The organism is Nonomuraea sp. MTCD27, from assembly GCF_041950495.1.
In the GTDB taxonomy this organism is placed as follows: Bacteria; Actinomycetota; Actinomycetes; order Streptosporangiales; family Streptosporangiaceae; genus Nonomuraea.
In genome coordinates this window covers 113,157-127,723 of the sequence record NZ_JBGNUW010000017.1, presented here as the reverse complement: position 1 = coordinate 127,723, position 14,567 = coordinate 113,157, and the positions used below count along the sequence as shown (strand labels likewise).

General features: G+C 71.8%; 15 protein-coding genes. 10 read left to right on the top strand and 5 right to left on the bottom strand.

The window, feature by feature from the left end:
• Positions 1-8 precede the first annotated feature (8 nt).
• Positions 9-2,294 (bottom strand): PQQ-dependent sugar dehydrogenase, encoded by a 2,286-nt coding sequence (locus tag ACBJ59_RS40915; protein ID WP_375115497.1) that lies wholly within the window; start codon positions 2,292-2,294, stop codon positions 9-11.
• 137 nt (positions 2,295-2,431) lie between these two features.
• The gene (locus ACBJ59_RS40910) at positions 2,432-3,472 is read right to left on the bottom strand and encodes a LacI family DNA-binding transcriptional regulator (protein WP_375115496.1); all 1,041 of its coding nucleotides are present in this window, start codon (positions 3,470-3,472) and stop codon (positions 2,432-2,434) included.
• 102 nt (positions 3,473-3,574) lie between these two features.
• Between ACBJ59_RS40910 and ACBJ59_RS40905 the strand changes: the two genes are divergently transcribed.
• Genes ACBJ59_RS40905 through ACBJ59_RS40885 form a run of 5 tightly spaced genes read left to right on the top strand, consistent with a single transcriptional unit; the run spans position 3,575 to position 8,116 of the window.
• Positions 3,575-4,804 carry an amino acid ABC transporter substrate-binding protein gene (locus tag ACBJ59_RS40905; protein WP_375115495.1) on the top strand — a complete coding sequence of 410 codons (1,230 nt, stop codon included), beginning with the start codon at positions 3,575-3,577 and terminating at the stop codon, positions 4,802-4,804.
• Positions 4,798-5,679, top strand: coding sequence for a branched-chain amino acid ABC transporter permease (locus tag ACBJ59_RS40900; RefSeq protein WP_375115494.1), 882 nt, complete (start codon positions 4,798-4,800; stop codon positions 5,677-5,679). The genes ACBJ59_RS40905 and ACBJ59_RS40900 overlap by 7 nt, the downstream gene beginning before the upstream one ends.
• Complete coding sequence (locus tag ACBJ59_RS40895) at positions 5,663-6,652, top strand: branched-chain amino acid ABC transporter permease (RefSeq protein ID WP_375115493.1); 990 nt, start codon at positions 5,663-5,665, stop codon at positions 6,650-6,652. Before ACBJ59_RS40900 ends, ACBJ59_RS40895 begins: the two co-directional genes overlap by 17 nt.
• Entirely contained in the window at positions 6,649-7,392 is a 744-nt protein-coding gene (locus tag ACBJ59_RS40890) for an ABC transporter ATP-binding protein (RefSeq protein ID WP_375115492.1), read from the top strand. Before ACBJ59_RS40895 ends, ACBJ59_RS40890 begins: the two co-directional genes overlap by 4 nt.
• Positions 7,385-8,116, top strand: a complete 732-nt coding sequence (locus ACBJ59_RS40885) for an ABC transporter ATP-binding protein (protein WP_375115491.1) — start codon at positions 7,385-7,387, stop codon at positions 8,114-8,116. Before ACBJ59_RS40890 ends, ACBJ59_RS40885 begins: the two co-directional genes overlap by 8 nt.
• Here ACBJ59_RS40885 and cydB read toward each other — a convergent pair.
• Together cydB and ACBJ59_RS40875 are read right to left on the bottom strand one after the other, a co-directional pair.
• A complete protein-coding gene (gene cydB, locus ACBJ59_RS40880; protein ID WP_375115490.1) occupies positions 8,109-8,993 on the bottom strand; it encodes a cytochrome d ubiquinol oxidase subunit II in 885 nt (294 codons plus the stop codon). The two genes, ACBJ59_RS40885 and cydB, sit on opposite strands and share 8 nt — an antisense overlap.
• Positions 8,994-9,003: 10 nt before the next feature.
• Positions 9,004-10,359 carry a cytochrome ubiquinol oxidase subunit I gene (locus tag ACBJ59_RS40875; RefSeq protein WP_375115489.1) on the bottom strand — a complete coding sequence of 452 codons (1,356 nt, stop codon included), beginning with the start codon at positions 10,357-10,359 and terminating at the stop codon, positions 9,004-9,006.
• A 267-nt stretch (positions 10,360-10,626) separates the two neighbouring features.
• On the opposite strand from ACBJ59_RS40875, the gene ACBJ59_RS40870 reads away from it, so the two are divergent.
• From ACBJ59_RS40870 to ACBJ59_RS40855, 4 genes are read left to right on the top strand one after another with little or no spacing between them, the layout of a single operon-like run.
• Complete coding sequence (locus ACBJ59_RS40870; protein ID WP_375115488.1) at positions 10,627-11,268, top strand: carbon monoxide dehydrogenase subunit G; 642 nt, start codon at positions 10,627-10,629, stop codon at positions 11,266-11,268.
• A gap of 56 nt (positions 11,269-11,324) precedes the next feature.
• Positions 11,325-12,221 (top strand): hypothetical protein, encoded by an 897-nt coding sequence (locus ACBJ59_RS40865; protein ID WP_375115487.1) that lies wholly within the window; start codon positions 11,325-11,327, stop codon positions 12,219-12,221.
• 35 nt (positions 12,222-12,256) lie between these two features.
• A complete protein-coding gene (locus ACBJ59_RS40860) occupies positions 12,257-12,931 on the top strand; it encodes a DsbA family protein (RefSeq protein ID WP_375115486.1) in 675 nt (224 codons plus the stop codon).
• Between the two features lie 26 nt (positions 12,932-12,957).
• Complete coding sequence (locus tag ACBJ59_RS40855) at positions 12,958-13,377, top strand: MarR family winged helix-turn-helix transcriptional regulator (RefSeq protein ID WP_375115485.1); 420 nt, start codon at positions 12,958-12,960, stop codon at positions 13,375-13,377.
• Positions 13,378-13,448: 71 nt separating this feature from the next.
• Here ACBJ59_RS40855 and ACBJ59_RS40850 read toward each other — a convergent pair whose 3' ends face one another.
• Positions 13,449-14,105 carry a thymidine kinase gene (locus tag ACBJ59_RS40850; protein WP_375115484.1) on the bottom strand — a complete coding sequence of 219 codons (657 nt, stop codon included), beginning with the start codon at positions 14,103-14,105 and terminating at the stop codon, positions 13,449-13,451.
• A 31-nt stretch (positions 14,106-14,136) separates the two neighbouring features.
• Here ACBJ59_RS40850 and ACBJ59_RS40845 point away from each other — a divergent pair, with 31 nt between their 5' ends.
• A complete protein-coding gene (locus tag ACBJ59_RS40845) occupies positions 14,137-14,565 on the top strand; it encodes a hypothetical protein (protein WP_364132484.1) in 429 nt (142 codons plus the stop codon).
• The last annotated feature ends 2 nt before the right edge of the window (positions 14,566-14,567 follow it).

Genomic DNA, 14,567 nt, shown 5'->3' with positions numbered 1-14,567 from the left:
AGGCCCGGCTATCGGCTGCGGACGAGCTCGTACTGGGCCCTGATCTCGCCGGCGGTGGCCACCCGGTCCAGGAACATCAGGCCGTCCATGCGGCAGTCGCACGGGTTCTGCTCCCTGGTGTTCTGCGGGTAACTGCCGCCGATCTTGATGCCTCTGGGGTCGGTCGCCGAGGTGACGTCGGGCTCCGGATCGCCTTCCAGCCCCCACGGGTCGCCGGCCACCGTGCGGAAGCCGTCGAGCGGGCGGCCGTCGCGGTAGAGGCGCATCGTCCCGGTGTCGAAGTCGAACGTCGCGGCGAGGAACACCCACCGGTCGCGCGGCAGGATCTCCTGCCACGGCCGGTTCGCGGCGAACGTCTGGGAGGGGGCCCCGTCCACCCTCCTGGCCAGCGCCACCACCCGGAGTTCGCCCTCGACCGTGATGAGCTCCAGCAGCGCCCGCACGTCGTGGCCCTGTGAGTTGCCGCTGAGCACCCCCGCCAGGCCGATCGCGTTGTAGCGGTCGGCGGGGTCCGGGGTGTTGGAGTTGGGCGCGGGGCCCGCGCCCAGCATCTTGAACCAGCCCATGACGGTGGCGCCCCGGACCGCGTTGAAGGCGCGCAGGGTGGGCACGCCGGGCTCGGTGTGGACGCCGGCCTTCCAGTCGTCGTTGCCCGCCGTGGCCGGATCGACCTGCCGGGTCTCCAGGGCGTTCGTGCTGCCCCGGTACGCGCCGTCCGGGACGCGCATCGCGGCGCCGCCGTTGACCAGGGCGATGGCGGTGCCGGACAGGCCCTGGTCCTGCTCGCGGGCGGGGTCGCCGGGCAGCGGGTGCTCGAAGTCGTACGCGGCCACCAGGTTCGGGCGGAACGAGGGCAGCACCCCGGAGGGTGCGTAGGCGGCCCCGGTGACCTTCCAGATCCTGCCGTCGGCCTTGGACAGCACGTACAGCTCGCCCGCGCGGTCCTGGCCGAAACGCAGGTCCACCCGGGCGCTGCCGGCCAGGTCGGGCATGGTCACGGGCTGGCCGGCGGCGTCCACCAGGCGCGGCTGGTAGATCGTGGCCCGGCCGGCGTCCTCGCGCATGTGGGCGGCGACGGTGTAGAAGATCCGGCCGTCCACGATGTCGCCGAACAGGTATTTGCCGTACAGGAGCGGCAGCCGCCCGCCCCGGTAGACGAACCCGCCGACGACGGCGTGGCCGCTGTCGGCGTTGCAGGGGTGGCCGGGCGGCGGGTCGTGGTCGTAGGCGGCCACCGGGTACGTGTAGCCGTACCGGGCGTCGTCCTCCGGCAGCGGGTAGAGGTGGCAGCGGTCGGCCCTGTCGAAGACAAAGGCGCCCTCGCGCTCGCTCCACCCCAGGTTGTCCCCGGGGCCCACGTCGTAGACGGCCTCGATGGCGTGCTCGCCGATGTGGCCGAGGAGCAGCCGGCCACGGTCCCAGCTGAAGCGGTGCGGGTCGCGCATGCCGTAGGCGTAGATCTCGCCCAGCTTGCCCTCCTGCCCGGCGAACGGGTTCGAGGCGGGGACGCCGTACCTGCCGGTGGGGCTGACGGGGTCGATCCTGAGGATCTTGCCCTGCGGGATGGCCAGGTTCTGCGGGTCGTCGCTGGAGGCGCCCCGCCCGCCGTCGCCCGCCGCGACGTAGAGCAGGCCGTAGTCCGGGTCGCCCGGGCGGGCCGCCGGGTTGAAGTCGATCTGCTGGATGCCGTGGATCTGGCCGGAGAAGCCGAGCCTGAGCACCTCCCTGCGGGCGCCGGAGAAGACGCCGGCGCCCGGGTCGGCGGCCGTCCACTCGGTGATCACGCCGTGGAACCTGGTGCCCGGCTGGGGCGGCAGGTCGGGGGTCTTCGTGGTGAGCGCGGCGCCCCACTCGGTGTGGACGGTGTAGAACCGCCCGTTCGACCCGAACTCGGGATGGAAGGCGGCGAAGCCGAACCCGCTGCCCAGGCCCCGGCCGGAGACGAAGTCGGGCGCGAACGCGGCGGCCACGTCCAGGTACTCCTTCGGCCGCCGGTCCTGGCCGAGCAGGTAGAGCTTGCCGTTGAGGTCGTTGACGTACCGGCGGTGGGAGCCGTCGGGCAGCTCGCCCAGGTAGTTGATCCTGGCCCAGCGCACCAGCCGGGGGTCGGTCGGCTCCGGGATCGTCCCGGTCTTGGGGAAGGAGGCGAACTCCTCCAGGGTCAGCGTGAGCGCCGACGGGGTGGGCTGCTCGGGGATGGGGTCGTCGATCGGGACCGGCTCCGCGGCGGCGGCCGGGGGCGCGCACAACGCGATCGTCAGGAGGGCGGCGGCGAGGATGCGAAAGGCGGGCATCGGGGGGTCCTCTCGCGGGCGCCCCGGAGGGCGAAAGCGCTTTCGGGACTTTCGGATCGTAACCCGGCGCGGAGGACTGTCAAGAGCGCCGTCAGAGGCCCGCGTCCGCAACCGGTGCGCGCGTCAGGAGGCCCGGGTCAGGGGCGTGGCGCGGCGGTGGAGGCCCTGACCACCAGCTCGTGCCCGGTACGCCGGCGGCGCGGGCGCGCGGCGGGCGGTTTGAGCACCAGCTCCAGCGCCTGCCTGCCCATGCCCACCATGGGCAGCCGGACCGTGGTGAGCGCCGGATAGACGTCCCGCGCCACCGGCACGTCGTCGAAGCCGGCCACCGAGATCTCCCCGGGCACCCGGTGCCCGTGGTTGAGCAGCCACGACAGCGCGCCCACCGCCATCGGGTCGTTCAGCGCCACCACCGCGGTCAGCTCCGGGTGCGCCCGCACCAGCCGGGCGGCCGCCGCCGCGCCGCCCTCCCTGGTGAAGTCCCCGTGCACCACCGGGACCGACCCCCAGTCGAGCCCGGCCGCGCCGAACGCCGTGCGCAGCCCGGCCAGCCGGTCCTCCACCGTGGTCAGGTTGGGCGGGCCGCCGAGCACGCCCAGGCGGCGGTGGCCCAGGTCGAGCAGGTGGCGCATGAGCGTGGCCCCGCCGGCGGCGTTGTCGGGCAGCACCGCGTCCACCGGCAGGTGGTGCCGGCCGATCACCGCGACCCGGCCGCCGGCCGTGGTGAACGAGCGCACCTCGGCCGCGATGTCGGCCTCGGTGGCCGCCTCGACGTAACCCGAGCCGGCCAGCACGATCGAGGTCACCCGGTGGGCCCGCAGGGCGCGGATCCTGGCCAGCTCGGCCCGCGGGTCGCGCTCGGTCTGGCTGATCAGCGCCAGGTAGCCGCGGCTCTCGGTCTCGCGCAGCACGCCCCTGGCGATCTCCCCGAAATAGGGGTCGCCGACGTCGTGCACGATCAGCCCGACCATGGACGCCTGCCCGCCGGCCAGCGCCCGCGCGTGGCTGTTGGGCACGTAGCCCACCTCGGACGCGATCGCCTGCACGTGCGCCGCGACCTGGGCGCTCACCCCCGTGCTGCCCGTCATGGCGCGCGAGGCCGTGGCCAGCGAGACGCCGGCGGCCCTGGCCACGTCGACCAGGCGGGGCGGAGAGTGCGGGGAAGGTCGCTCTGCCATGCGGTGCGCACCCCCTTGTACGGGGCTGAATCCCGTGTAATCGTAACCGAAAGCGCTTACGAAAGCGCTTTCGTTCCACCTCTTCTGACGGGGGTCTCCTCGATGGCAAGAGTCCGCAAGAGCCTGGCGATCATCTCCGTCTGCGCCTTAGGGCTGACCGCGTGTGCGAAGACCGACGAACCCGGCGCGGCGCAGTCGCCGGGCCAGCAGCAGGGGCCGGTGAAGATCGGCATCTCGCTCCCCCTCACGGGCGACTTCTCCGAGCCCGGCAAGGGCATCCAGGAGGGATACCAGGTCTGGGCCGACCGGGTGAACGCCAAGGGCGGCCTGCTCGGCAGGAAGGTCGAGCTGATCTTCCGTGACGACGCCTCCGACCCCAACCGGGTCAGCTCCGACTACGAGTCCCTCATCACCCAGGACAAGGTCAACCTGGTCTTCGGGCCGTTCTCCTCGCGCCTGGTGATCCCCGCGGCGAAGGTCGCCGAGTCGTACGGCATGTTGTTCGTGGAGCCCGCGGGGGCCGCCGCCGAGGTCTTCGAGCAGGGCTTCAAGCGGCTGTTCTACGCGGCCCCGGCCATCGCCGGCGACCACTACAACTACCTGGCCGACTACCTCATCAAGCTGCCGGCCGACCAGCGGCCCAAGACGGCGGCGTACGCGAGCCTGGACGACCCGTTCGCCCAGGGCACCGCGTACGGGCTGCGGGACAAGCTGGCCGCGGCCGGGATCAAGACGGTCGTGGACGAGGTGTACCCACCCGAGACGACCGACTTCGCCCCCATCGCCGCCAAGATCGCCGCCGCCGAGCCGGACCTGGTCGTGGGCGGCACGCAGTTCGAGGACTCGGTCGGCCTGGTGCGCGCGCTGCAGGAGCTGAAGGTGCAGCCCAAGCTGGCGGCGTTCTCGACGGGGCCGACGCTGGCGGAGTTCCCCGCCGCGGTGAAGGGGGCGGTCGAGCACATCGTCTCGCCCGTGGGCTGGTCGGCCACCGCCTCGTTCACCGGCAACCAGGACATGGTCAAGCGCTACAAGGAGATGTTCGGCGGCGAGGCCAACGAGGACGCGGCCAACGGCTACACCGTCGGCCAGATCGTCGAGGCCGCCGTGACCGCGGTCAAGTGCGTGGATCCCACCAAGGAGTGCCAGGACAAGCTGGCCGCGCACATCAGCCAGGGCACGTTCGACACCGTCGTGGGGCCGCTGTCCTTCGACGACCAGGGGCGCCCCGAGCAGGCGCACATGATCCAGCAGTACGTCAAGGGCAAGATCGAGATCGTCCTGCCGGAGCAGGCCAAGACCGCCTCCATCGTCTATCCCAAGCAGGAATGGTGAACCTGCTCCTGCAGGGGCTGGCCCTGGGCGTGCTGACCGGCGGGCTCTACGCGCTGCTGGCCTCGGGCCTGTCGCTGTACTTCGGCGTCATGCGGGTGGTCATGGTGGCGCACCCGGCGTTCCTGTTCCTGGCCGCCTATCTCACCTACACCGTGCACGCCACGCTCGGCGTGGACCCGTTCCTGGCGCTGCCGCTGACCGTGCCGCTGTTCTTCGCGCTGGGCGTGGCGGTGCAGCGGCTGCTCATCGCCCGGCTCGCGCCGGAGAACCTGGCGATGATGTCGGTGCTGCTGACGTTCGGGATCGCGCTCACCATCGAGGGCGTGCTCGGGACGTTCTACACGGGCTCCTACAAGTCGGTCAGCATGGAGTACGCCACCAGGTCGCTGACCGTCGGCGGCGTGCACCTCCCGTACGACAAGATCATCGCTTTCGGGGTGGCGGCGCTCACCCTCGCGGTGCTGTTCGCGGTGCTGATCAGGAGCAGGTTCGGGCAGGCGCTGCGGGCCACGATCCAGCACCGCGAGGCGGCCCGGCTGGTCGGCATCCAGACCGAGCGCGTGGCCGGGTACGGCTTCGGCGTGGGCCTGGCCACGGCCGCCGTGGGCGGGACGGTGCTGGCGCTGATCACGCCGTTCTTCCCCGCCTCCCACTGGGTGTGGATCGGCAAGCTCATGGCCATCATCGTGGTCGGCGGCCTCGGCAGCGTGGTGGGCGCGGCCCTGGCGGCCGTCCTGCTCGGCGTGGTCGAGGGCGTCGTGCTGGTCACCGTGGACGCCACCTGGGCCACGATGATGTTCTACGTCTTCCTCTTCCTGGCCCTGCTCGTCCGCCCCCAGGGGCTTTTCGGAGGCCGGCTTGCGCACCGTTTCTAGGGGGCTCCCGCTGCTGGTCGCCGCGCTGGCGATCGCCTACCCGTGGCTGGTGCCCAACTACTACCTGGTGTACGCGGGCGCGCTGACCGTCATGTACGCCGCCATGTCCACGTCCTGGAACCTCCTGGGCGGTTTCACCGGCTACGTCTCCCTCGGCCACTCGGCGTTCTTCGGCCTGGGCGCGTACGGCACCGGCCTGCTCGTCGTGCGCCTGGGCGTCCCGTGGGTGGTGGCCCTGCTCGTCTCGGCGCTGCTCGTCACGCTGTTCGCGGTCGGCGTCGGCATCGCCGCGGTACGGGTGCGCGGCGCCTCGTTCGTGATCGTCTCCATCGCGCTCGTGTCCATGATGAACCTCGTCGTGCAGGGCTGGCGCTCGCTGACCGGCGGCTCCACCGGGCTGCAGGTGCCCTCGCCCTTCCCCGACCTGCACCGGGGTCAGACGCACGTGGTGTTCTTCTACCTGTTCCTGGCGCTGCTCGGAGTCGCGCTGCTGTCCTGGTGGTACGTCTCCCGCTCCCGCTTCGGCGCGGGCCTGCGGGCCATCAGGGAGGACGAGGACAAGGCCGAGTCGCTGGGCGTGCCCACGGGGGCGTACAAGGTGGCGGCGTTCGCCCTGTCCGCGCTGTTCGTGGCGCTGGCCGGCGGGCTCTACGCGGTCTGGTTCGGCAGCCTGGACCCGATCTTCGTCTTCTCGATCCTGATCGGCTCGTACATGGTGCTCATGAGCCTGCTCGGCGGCGTCAGGCACCTGTTCGGGCCGCTGCTGGGGGCGCTCATCGTGGCGCCGGCGGGGGAGTACTTCCTGATCGCGCTGGGCGAGACGCAGATCCACCTGACCGCGACCGGCCTGGTGCTCGTGCTGGTCGTGCTGTTCATGCCGGACGGCATCCTCGCTCGTCTCGTCAGGAAACGGACGGGCCCCTCCATCCCGGACGAGAGCGCCGACCAGCGACTGCAGGGGGTGGCCCGGTGACGGTCACAGGGAGCTCGCTGCGGACCGAGGGGCTGACGAAGTCGTTCGGCGGCGTGCTGGCCGTGAGCGGCGCCACCGTCGAGCTGCGCGACGGGAAGATCAACGGGCTGATCGGGCCGAACGGCTCGGGCAAGACCACGTTCTTCAACATCGTCACCGGCATGATCAGGCCCGACTCGGGGCGGGTGCTCTACCGCGACCGCGAGATCACCCGGCACTCGCCGCACCGGATCGCGCACGCGGGCATCGGCCGCACCTTCCAGCTCTGCCGGATCTTCCCCCGGCTGACCGTGCTGGAGAACATGCTGGTCGCGGTGCGCCGTACCCGGCTGCGCGAGCTGCTGGCCGGGCTGCGCGACGCGGGCGAGGTCGAGCGGGCCCGCCACTGGCTGCGCCGCATGGGCATCGAGCACCTGGAGGAGGCCGAGGCCCGCGACCTGTCCTACGGCCAGCAGAAGCTGCTCGAACTGGCCGCGGTCCTGATGGCCGAGCCGGACCTGGTGCTGCTCGACGAGCCGGCCGGCGGGGTCAACCCGGCGCTGATCGACCGGATCGTGGGCCTCGTCCGCGATCTCAACGCCGAGGGCCGCACGTTCCTCGTCGTCGAGCACAACATGGACATGGTGATGGGCATGTGCGACCACGTGATCGTCTTCGACCGCGGCGCGCCCATCGCCGAAGGTCCGCCGTCGCTGGTGCGGGAGGATCCGCGGGTGCTGGAGGCGTATCTCGGTGTCTGAGGTCGTACTGTCTCTGGAAGACGTCGTCGCCGGGTACGGCAGGGCCGCGCCGGTGCTGCGCGGGCTGAGCGTCACCGTCCGCGCCGGCGAGGTCGTCTGCCTCGTCGGCCCGAACGGGGCCGGCAAGTCCACCGCGCTCAAGGTCGCCAGCGGCCTGCTCGCGCCCAGGTCGGGCCGGGTGGTGCTGGCCGGGCGGGACGTGGCGGGCCTGTCGCCGCAGCGGCTGCTCGGCCTGGGGCTGGCCCACGTGCTGCAGGGGCACAGCGTGTTCCGCGAGATGACGGTGGCGGAGAACGTGCGGCTCGGCGGGTACACCGTCCGCGACCAGGCCACGCTGAACGCCCGGATCGAGGCGGTCAAGGAGCTGTTCCCGGTCGTGGCCGAGCGGTGGGGGAGCATGGCCGGGCTGCTGTCGGGCGGGCAGCAGAAGCAGGTCGAGTTCGCCCGCGCGCTCATGCTGGAGCCGTCCGTGGTGCTGCTCGACGAGCCCTCGATGGGGCTCGACCCGCGCAACACGCAGGTCGTGTTCGACCGGATCGACCTCATGCGCAGGACGGGGGTCGCGGTGCTGCTGGTGGAGCAGAACGCGCGCCGAGCCCTGGAGATGGCCGACATCGGCTGCGTGCTCGACCTCGGCCGGGTGCACATCTCCGGACCCGCCCGCGACCTGGCCGCGGACCCCCGCCTGGGCCGCCTCTACCTGGGCGGGGCGCCCGCTAGCTGACGGCCCCCACCCTGACCCGCTTCCTGAACACCCAGTACGTCCACCCCTGGTAGACCAGGACGAACGGCAGCGCGATGAGCCCGATCCAGCTCAGCACGGTCAGCGTGTACGGGCCGGAGGCCGCCTCCGCCAGGGTGAGCCCGGGCAGCGGCCGCACCCGCAGCTCCATGAAGAGCGCCAGCGTGGCCAGCACGATGGCGCCCGCCGTGGCCGCGAACGCCCAGCCCTCCCTGCGCCGCCAGATCAGCGCCGTGGCCGCGGCCAGCGCCGCCATGGAGGCCAGCGCGGGGGCCGTGCCGAGGCTCGACAGGGCGAACACGGCCACCGGGATGGTCACGGCGCCGGCCGCCACGGCCACGGTCCTGGCGCGGCGGCGGACCGGGCCGGTGGTCTTCAGCGACAGGAAGACCGCGCCGTGCAGGATGCACACCGCCAGCGTGAACCCGCCGCCGAGCAGGGCCGCGGGCACGCTGTCGTGGAGCAGGTCGGCGAAGACCGCGCCCCACAGGAACGCCGGGAGCGCGCTGCCCACCACGATGCCGAGGTCGCACCAGACGGGGTTGGTCACCTTGCCCCGCCACTCCAGGCCGACCCCGCGCACGATCAGGCCCACCAGGATCAGCGTCACGGGCAGGTAGAAGGCGCTGAACACGCCCGCGTACCAGGCCGGGAACGCGGCGAACATGGCCCCGACGGCGGTGATCAGCCACACCTCGTTGCCGTCCCACACCGGGCCGATGGTCTCCAGACCGGCGCGCTGCTCGGCGGCGTTCCTGCTCACCAGCGGCGCCAGCAGGCCGACGCCGAAGTCGAAGCCCTCGAGGACGAAGTAGCCGGTCCAGAGGAAGGCGATGATGGCGAACCACAACTCGATCATTGTCTGCTCCTCAGTACATCAGCGACGGCTCGAGCCGCTCGGCCGCGGGGGCCGGCGCCGGCTCCTCGACGCCCTTGCGGACGTGCCGGGCCAGCAGCACGACCTCGGCCACGGCGAGCACGCCGTACAGCAGCGTGAAGATCGTCAGCGAGGTGGCCACCTCGGCCAGGCTCACGCCCGGCGACACGCTGGAGGCCGTCAGCAGCTCGCCCGCGACCGTCCACGGCTGGCGGCCGATCTCGCTCAGCAGCCACCCGGCGATCACCGCCATCAGGGGCAGGGGCAGCGCGAGCAGCAGCGCCCGCGACAGCCAGGCGGGGAAGGGCCGCCTGCGCCGGGTCAGCCACAGGCCGAGCACCGACAGGCCCACCGTGGCCAGCCCGAACACGATCATCACCCGGAACGACCAGAAGACGATCGTCTGGTCGGGGCGGTAGTCGCCGGGGCCGAACTGCTCCTCGAAGCGCCGCTGCAGGTCCTCGGTGCCCTGGACGGTGGCGTTGAGGTCGTTGGTGGACAGGAAGCTCAGGACGTTCGGGATCTCGATGCCGGGGACGACGCTGAACGGGGCGCCCGCCGTGTCGCGCTCCAGGCCCTCGGCCGAGGCCAGCTTCATGGGCTGCTGCTCGTACATGAGCTTGGCGGACATGTCGCCGGTGCCCGCGACGACCGCCCCCGCGATCGCCGTCATCACCAGCGCGGCGCGGGCCGCGCCGCGCCACATCGCCCGGTCCCGCTCGACGCGGGTCCGCAGCAGCCAGTAGCCGCACACCGCGAGCACGAACCCGCCCGCAACGATGAACGCGGCCCCGATCACGTGCGGGACCTGCGCCAGCGCGGTGGAGTTGGTCAGCACCGCCCACAGGTCGGTCATCCTGGCCTTGCCGTCCACGACCTCGTAGCCGACCGGGTGCTTCATCCAGGCGTTCGCAGCAAGGATGAAATAGGCCGACAAATTGGACCCGATGGCCGCCGCCCAGATGCACGCCAGGTGCGCCTTCTTCGGCAACCGGTCCCAGCCGAAGATCCACAAGCCCAGGAACGTGGACTCCATGAAGAAGGCCAGCAGCGCCTCCATGGCCAGCGGCGCCCCGAAGACGTCGCCCACGAAGACGGAGTACTCGCTCCAGTTCATCCCGAACTGGAACTCCTGCACGATGCCGGTGACCACGCCCATGGCGAAGTTGATCAGGAACAGCTTCCCGAAGAACTTCGTCAGCTTCAGGTACTGCTCCTTGCCCGTGCGGTGCCAGGCCGTCTGCAGGCCGGCCACGAAGATCCCGAGACCGATGGTCAAGGGCACGAACAGAAAGTGGTACACGGTGGTCACCCCGAACTGCCACCGCGCAAGGTCAAGTGCGTCCATCTTCCCCGTCGACTCCTCAGCTCTACACGCTGTAGTACATCTACCTGTAGTAGTACTACAGCCTGTAGAGCAATGGGGTGCGAGCTTGGTCACATCCCCGTGCTGCTGGTTGCTGGATGTCGAGAATGCCCCGGGAACGCGGCCCGGCGCGTCACCCGCCGGGCTGATGGGTCCGTACGCCGTTGGGCGGACCCGATCCGCGAACCGCGCCCGCCTCTGGCAGGTGTTGCCCTTATCCGGCCGGTCCCGTCTGCCTAGAGTGTCGGCATGAACGTGGCGGGCAGTGCGGTGATCGGCGTGGACAGGGATCGGGTGTGGGCGGCGCTCCGGGATCCGGAGGTGCTGGTGCGCACCATCCCCGGGTGCGAGCGGCTGGAGGAGACGGGGCCGGACACGTACCGCATGACGGTGAATGCGGGGGTGGCCTCCGTCAAGGGCGTCTACCAGGGGGAGGTGGCGCTGACGGACCCGCTGGCGCCGGAGAGCTTCACGCTCAAGGCGCGCGGACAGGGCGCGCCGGGGACCGTGGACGCCACCGTGCTCGTGCGGCTGAGCGAGGTCGAGGGCGGCACGCGGGTGGACTACGACGCCGAGGCGGTCATCGGGGGCATGATCGGCGGGGTCGGGCAGCGGATGCTGGGCTCGGTGGCCAAGCGGACGGCGGGGGAGTTCTTCTCGGCCGTCGACGAGCACCTCCGGGCGCCCGCCGAGGTGACCCCCGTGTCCTCCGGCGCGGCGGTGGCCCGCCCGGAGCAGGGCCAGGCGGTGTTCGAGCGGCCCGCCAAGCGGCCCACGGAGACGCGCCCGTGGGTCATGCTGGCCTCGTTCGGCATGGGCGCGGGGGTCGCGCTGGCCGGGGCGGCGGTGGGCTGGCTGCTCGGGCGGGGGTCGCGCCGCCGGAGCGCCTGAGGTTGATGGCGGCACGGACTCTCGCGGAAAAGGATCTCCGGGCGTAGCGTGGCGGTATGCGGCAGGCACATGCTGAAGACGCACGAACCGAGGCCAGACGAGTCGTACGCAACCTCCTGGGTGAGGAGCGCCCGACCGCCGAGATGCTGATCGGCGACGTGCGCCCCGTGCTCGGGGACGACCGCACCGACCGCACGCTCGAGCTGGCCCTGGGGGCCTCGCTCACCAGGCGGTCGGCGGAGCTGGCCGCCATCGCCGCGCTCCTGGTCGGCACCCGCGAGCTGGGCGAGGGCTGGTGGACCACGTCCAGGGGCGGCAAGCTGCCCCCGCCCGACGAGGTGGTGCGCACGGCCGTCGCGATCGAGCCGTGGACCGACCTGACCGCGCTGGAGATGCTGGCCGCCTGGATCTCCGACGACGCCGCCGACCAGCTGTGGGGCGCGGCCGTCGCGCAGGTCGACCTCAACTCCTGGCAGGCCGAGGACCGCTTCGAGCTGCCGCCGGGCGTCAAGCCCGGGCAGCGGCTCGTCGTGCACTTCGACGCCGGAGGGCGGCTCGACGCGGTCGTCACCCGGCGGCCCGACGAGGATCTCGGCTCCAACCTGGACTTCCAGTCCCTGCGCTACTCGCGGCCCGCCGAGGCGCAGTGGAGCTGGGGGGTGGCGGCCGGGCTCGGCCCCCACCGCCTGCCGGGGGAGAACCCCGACCCCTACGCGCGCCAGGTCCCGTCCGCCGCCGTCGGCATCCTGCGGGCGTGGGCGATGCGCCACGGCGCCTCCCGCGAGCAGCTCGGCGAGCGGTGGGAGACGGTGGGCGACGTGGTGGCCGCCATCGAGCGGGTGGACTGGATGTGGCGCAGCGGCGAGTGGTTCGGGTGGTGGCGGGGAGCGTCCGCGTTGGTGGACGACTCGGCCTACCTGCCGTACCGGCTGGAGGAACTGGCGGCCGGCTAGGAATCTCCGCCGGCCGGGATGGGTTGTCCCCGGACATGAAGGTGGAAATTTTCTCCGACGTCGTATGCCCCTGGTGCTACATCGGGCATGCCAGGTTCGCCAGGGCCGCCGACCGGTTCCGGGCCAAGGGCGGCACGATCGAGGTGACGATGCGGCCGTTCCAGCTCAACCCCGACGCGCCCGCCGAGGGCGGCGGGTCGCTGATCCCGGAGCTGGAGCGCAAGTTCGGGCCCAACGCGCGGCAGATGGTCGAGCGGGTCGTCTCCGCCGCCGCCGGTGAGGGGCTGAAGCTGGACTACGACAAGGCCGTGAACGCGGGCACGTTCGAGGCGCACCGCCTCATCGAGGTGGCCTCGGGGCAGGGGCTCGGGCTGGAGATGGCCGAGCGGCTGTTCCGCGCGTACTTCACCGAGGGCCGCAACGTGGCCGACGCCGGGGTGCTGGCCGAGCTGGCCGCCGAGGTGGGCGTGCGGGACTCCGGAGAGGGCGCCGAGGAGGTGCGCGAGCAGCTCGCCAGGGCGCGGTCGCTCGGGGTCAGCGGGGTGCCGCTGTTCCTGTTCGAGGGGAAATACGCCGTGTCGGGGGCGCAGCCGGAGGACGCCTTCGCCGCCGCCATCGACGAGGTGGCCGAGCGGACCGGGCAGACGCCGATCACCCAGCTCGCCGCCCCGGCGGACGGGTGTGACGACGACGGATACTGCGCGGTCTGATCCCCGTCCGGTGGGAGAATCGCAGGGTGTCGAAACGCCGCCTTGGATACCTGCTCAAGCACGCCAACCTGCGCCTGGCAGACCTGACGGGCCCGGCGCTGGAGCCGTACGGGATCGACGGGCGCGAGTTCGCGGTGCTGTCGGTGCTGGGCGCGCCCGAGCCGCTGTCCCAGCTCGAGGCGGCCCAGCGCCTGGGGATCGACCGGACGACGATGGTCGCCCTGGTGGACGCGCTGGAGCGGAAGGGGCTCGTGGGGCGCCGGCCGCACCCCGGCGACCGGCGCAAGAACATGGTGGAGCCGACCGGGCGCGGCCGCGAGACGCTGGCGGAGGCCACGCGCGCCGTGGACGCGGCCGAGGCGGCGTTCCTGGCCGTGCTGCCGGACAAGGACGCGCGGCTGCTCAAGGACGTCCTGGAGCGCCTGGTGCGGGCCCCCGCCGGCTAGAGCTGGAGGCCGCCCGCCGCCGGCCACAGGGCTGGTCGCAGGGCTGGTCGCAGGTTCGGCTGCAGGTTCGGCTACGGGTTCGGCCGCAGGGCGACGGCCGTGCCTTCGCCGAGGCTGCCCGAGCGGTGGTGGCGGCGGCAGAGCACCTGATAGCGCACGTGCGCGGCGTCGGTGTCGCCGATCACCACCTGCTCGCCCGTACGCGCCATCGTCCCGCCCACGACCCGGGCGTTGAGCTGCCCCGGCCGCCCGCACCAGCACAGCACCTCGACCTGCAGCCGGCACACCTCGTCGGCCAGCTCGAACAGCCGCTGCGCCGCCGGGAACATGACCGACCTGAAGTCCGAGGCCAGCCCGAACGCGTAGACGTCCACGCCGTGCTCGTCCACCAGGTCGGCGAGCTGCTCGATCTGCTCGACGGTGTAGAAGCAGGCCTCGTCGCAGATCAGGTAGTCGATGCGGTCGTGCGCCGTGACCAGCCGGACGAGGTCGAGGGAGTCCACCACCTCGATCGCCTCCAGCCCGAGCCCTATCCGGCTGGTGATCTTCGGCCCGCCGGAGCGGTCGTGCTTGGTGAGCACCAGGCCCCGCCGGCCCTGCCGTCCGTGGTTGTAGTTCATCTGGAGCGCCAGCGTGGACTTCCCGCAATCCATGGGGCCGAAATAGAACTTCAGTACGGCATCCCTGGCACCGGACGGCACGGCAGACAAGGCAGACAGTTCGGTCACGGGGGGCCAGCTTAGTGGCTTGGCTTGTTCCATGACCTCGTGGGACATTTCTCCCCTGGAGTTACAGGAGGAATCTGTGGTCACCGACAAACCGACGTCCCCGCCGCCGGCGCTGGACGCGATGATGAAGCAGGACGACCTCACGGCGGCCCAGGCCGATGCCACCCAGTGGCGCTACGGCTTTCTCGTCGTGGTGGCGGGCATCGTCGCGGTGCTGGTCGCGTTCGGGGCCGCTGTGTTCGCCACTGGGGAGTTCGCCCCACTGTTCGCCGGTGTGGCGGGGGTGATCGGTACCATTATCGGGGCTTACTTCGGGGTGCAGGCGGGGCAGTCGGGTAAGGCCAGGGTCGAGGCCGAGCTGGCCAGATCGCAGGAGATGGTGGTGCGGCTGGCCGCTTACGTCGGCACGACCAACGCGCCCCGAGTCATCGACGAAGTGCTCGGCCGTCGCCGAAGTTGAGG

Coding starts and splice junctions, on each gene's coding strand:
- ACBJ59_RS40915 (WP_375115497.1), bottom strand. CDS start 2,294: ATGCCCGCCTTTCGCATCCTCGCCGCCGCCCTCCTGACGATCGCGTTG.
- ACBJ59_RS40910 (WP_375115496.1), bottom strand. CDS start 3,472: ATGGCAGAGCGACCTTCCCCGCACTCTCCGCCCCGCCTGGTCGACGTG.
- ACBJ59_RS40905 (WP_375115495.1), top strand. CDS start 3,575: ATGGCAAGAGTCCGCAAGAGCCTGGCGATCATCTCCGTCTGCGCCTTA.
- ACBJ59_RS40900 (WP_375115494.1), top strand. CDS start 4,798: ATGGTGAACCTGCTCCTGCAGGGGCTGGCCCTGGGCGTGCTGACCGGC.
- cydB (WP_375115490.1), bottom strand. CDS start 8,993: ATGATCGAGTTGTGGTTCGCCATCATCGCCTTCCTCTGGACCGGCTAC.
- ACBJ59_RS40875 (WP_375115489.1), bottom strand. CDS start 10,359: ATGGACGCACTTGACCTTGCGCGGTGGCAGTTCGGGGTGACCACCGTG.
- ACBJ59_RS40870 (WP_375115488.1), top strand. CDS start 10,627: ATGAACGTGGCGGGCAGTGCGGTGATCGGCGTGGACAGGGATCGGGTG.
- ACBJ59_RS40865 (WP_375115487.1), top strand. CDS start 11,325: ATGCGGCAGGCACATGCTGAAGACGCACGAACCGAGGCCAGACGAGTC.
- ACBJ59_RS40860 (WP_375115486.1), top strand. CDS start 12,257: ATGAAGGTGGAAATTTTCTCCGACGTCGTATGCCCCTGGTGCTACATC.
- ACBJ59_RS40845 (WP_364132484.1), top strand. CDS start 14,137: ATGACCTCGTGGGACATTTCTCCCCTGGAGTTACAGGAGGAATCTGTG.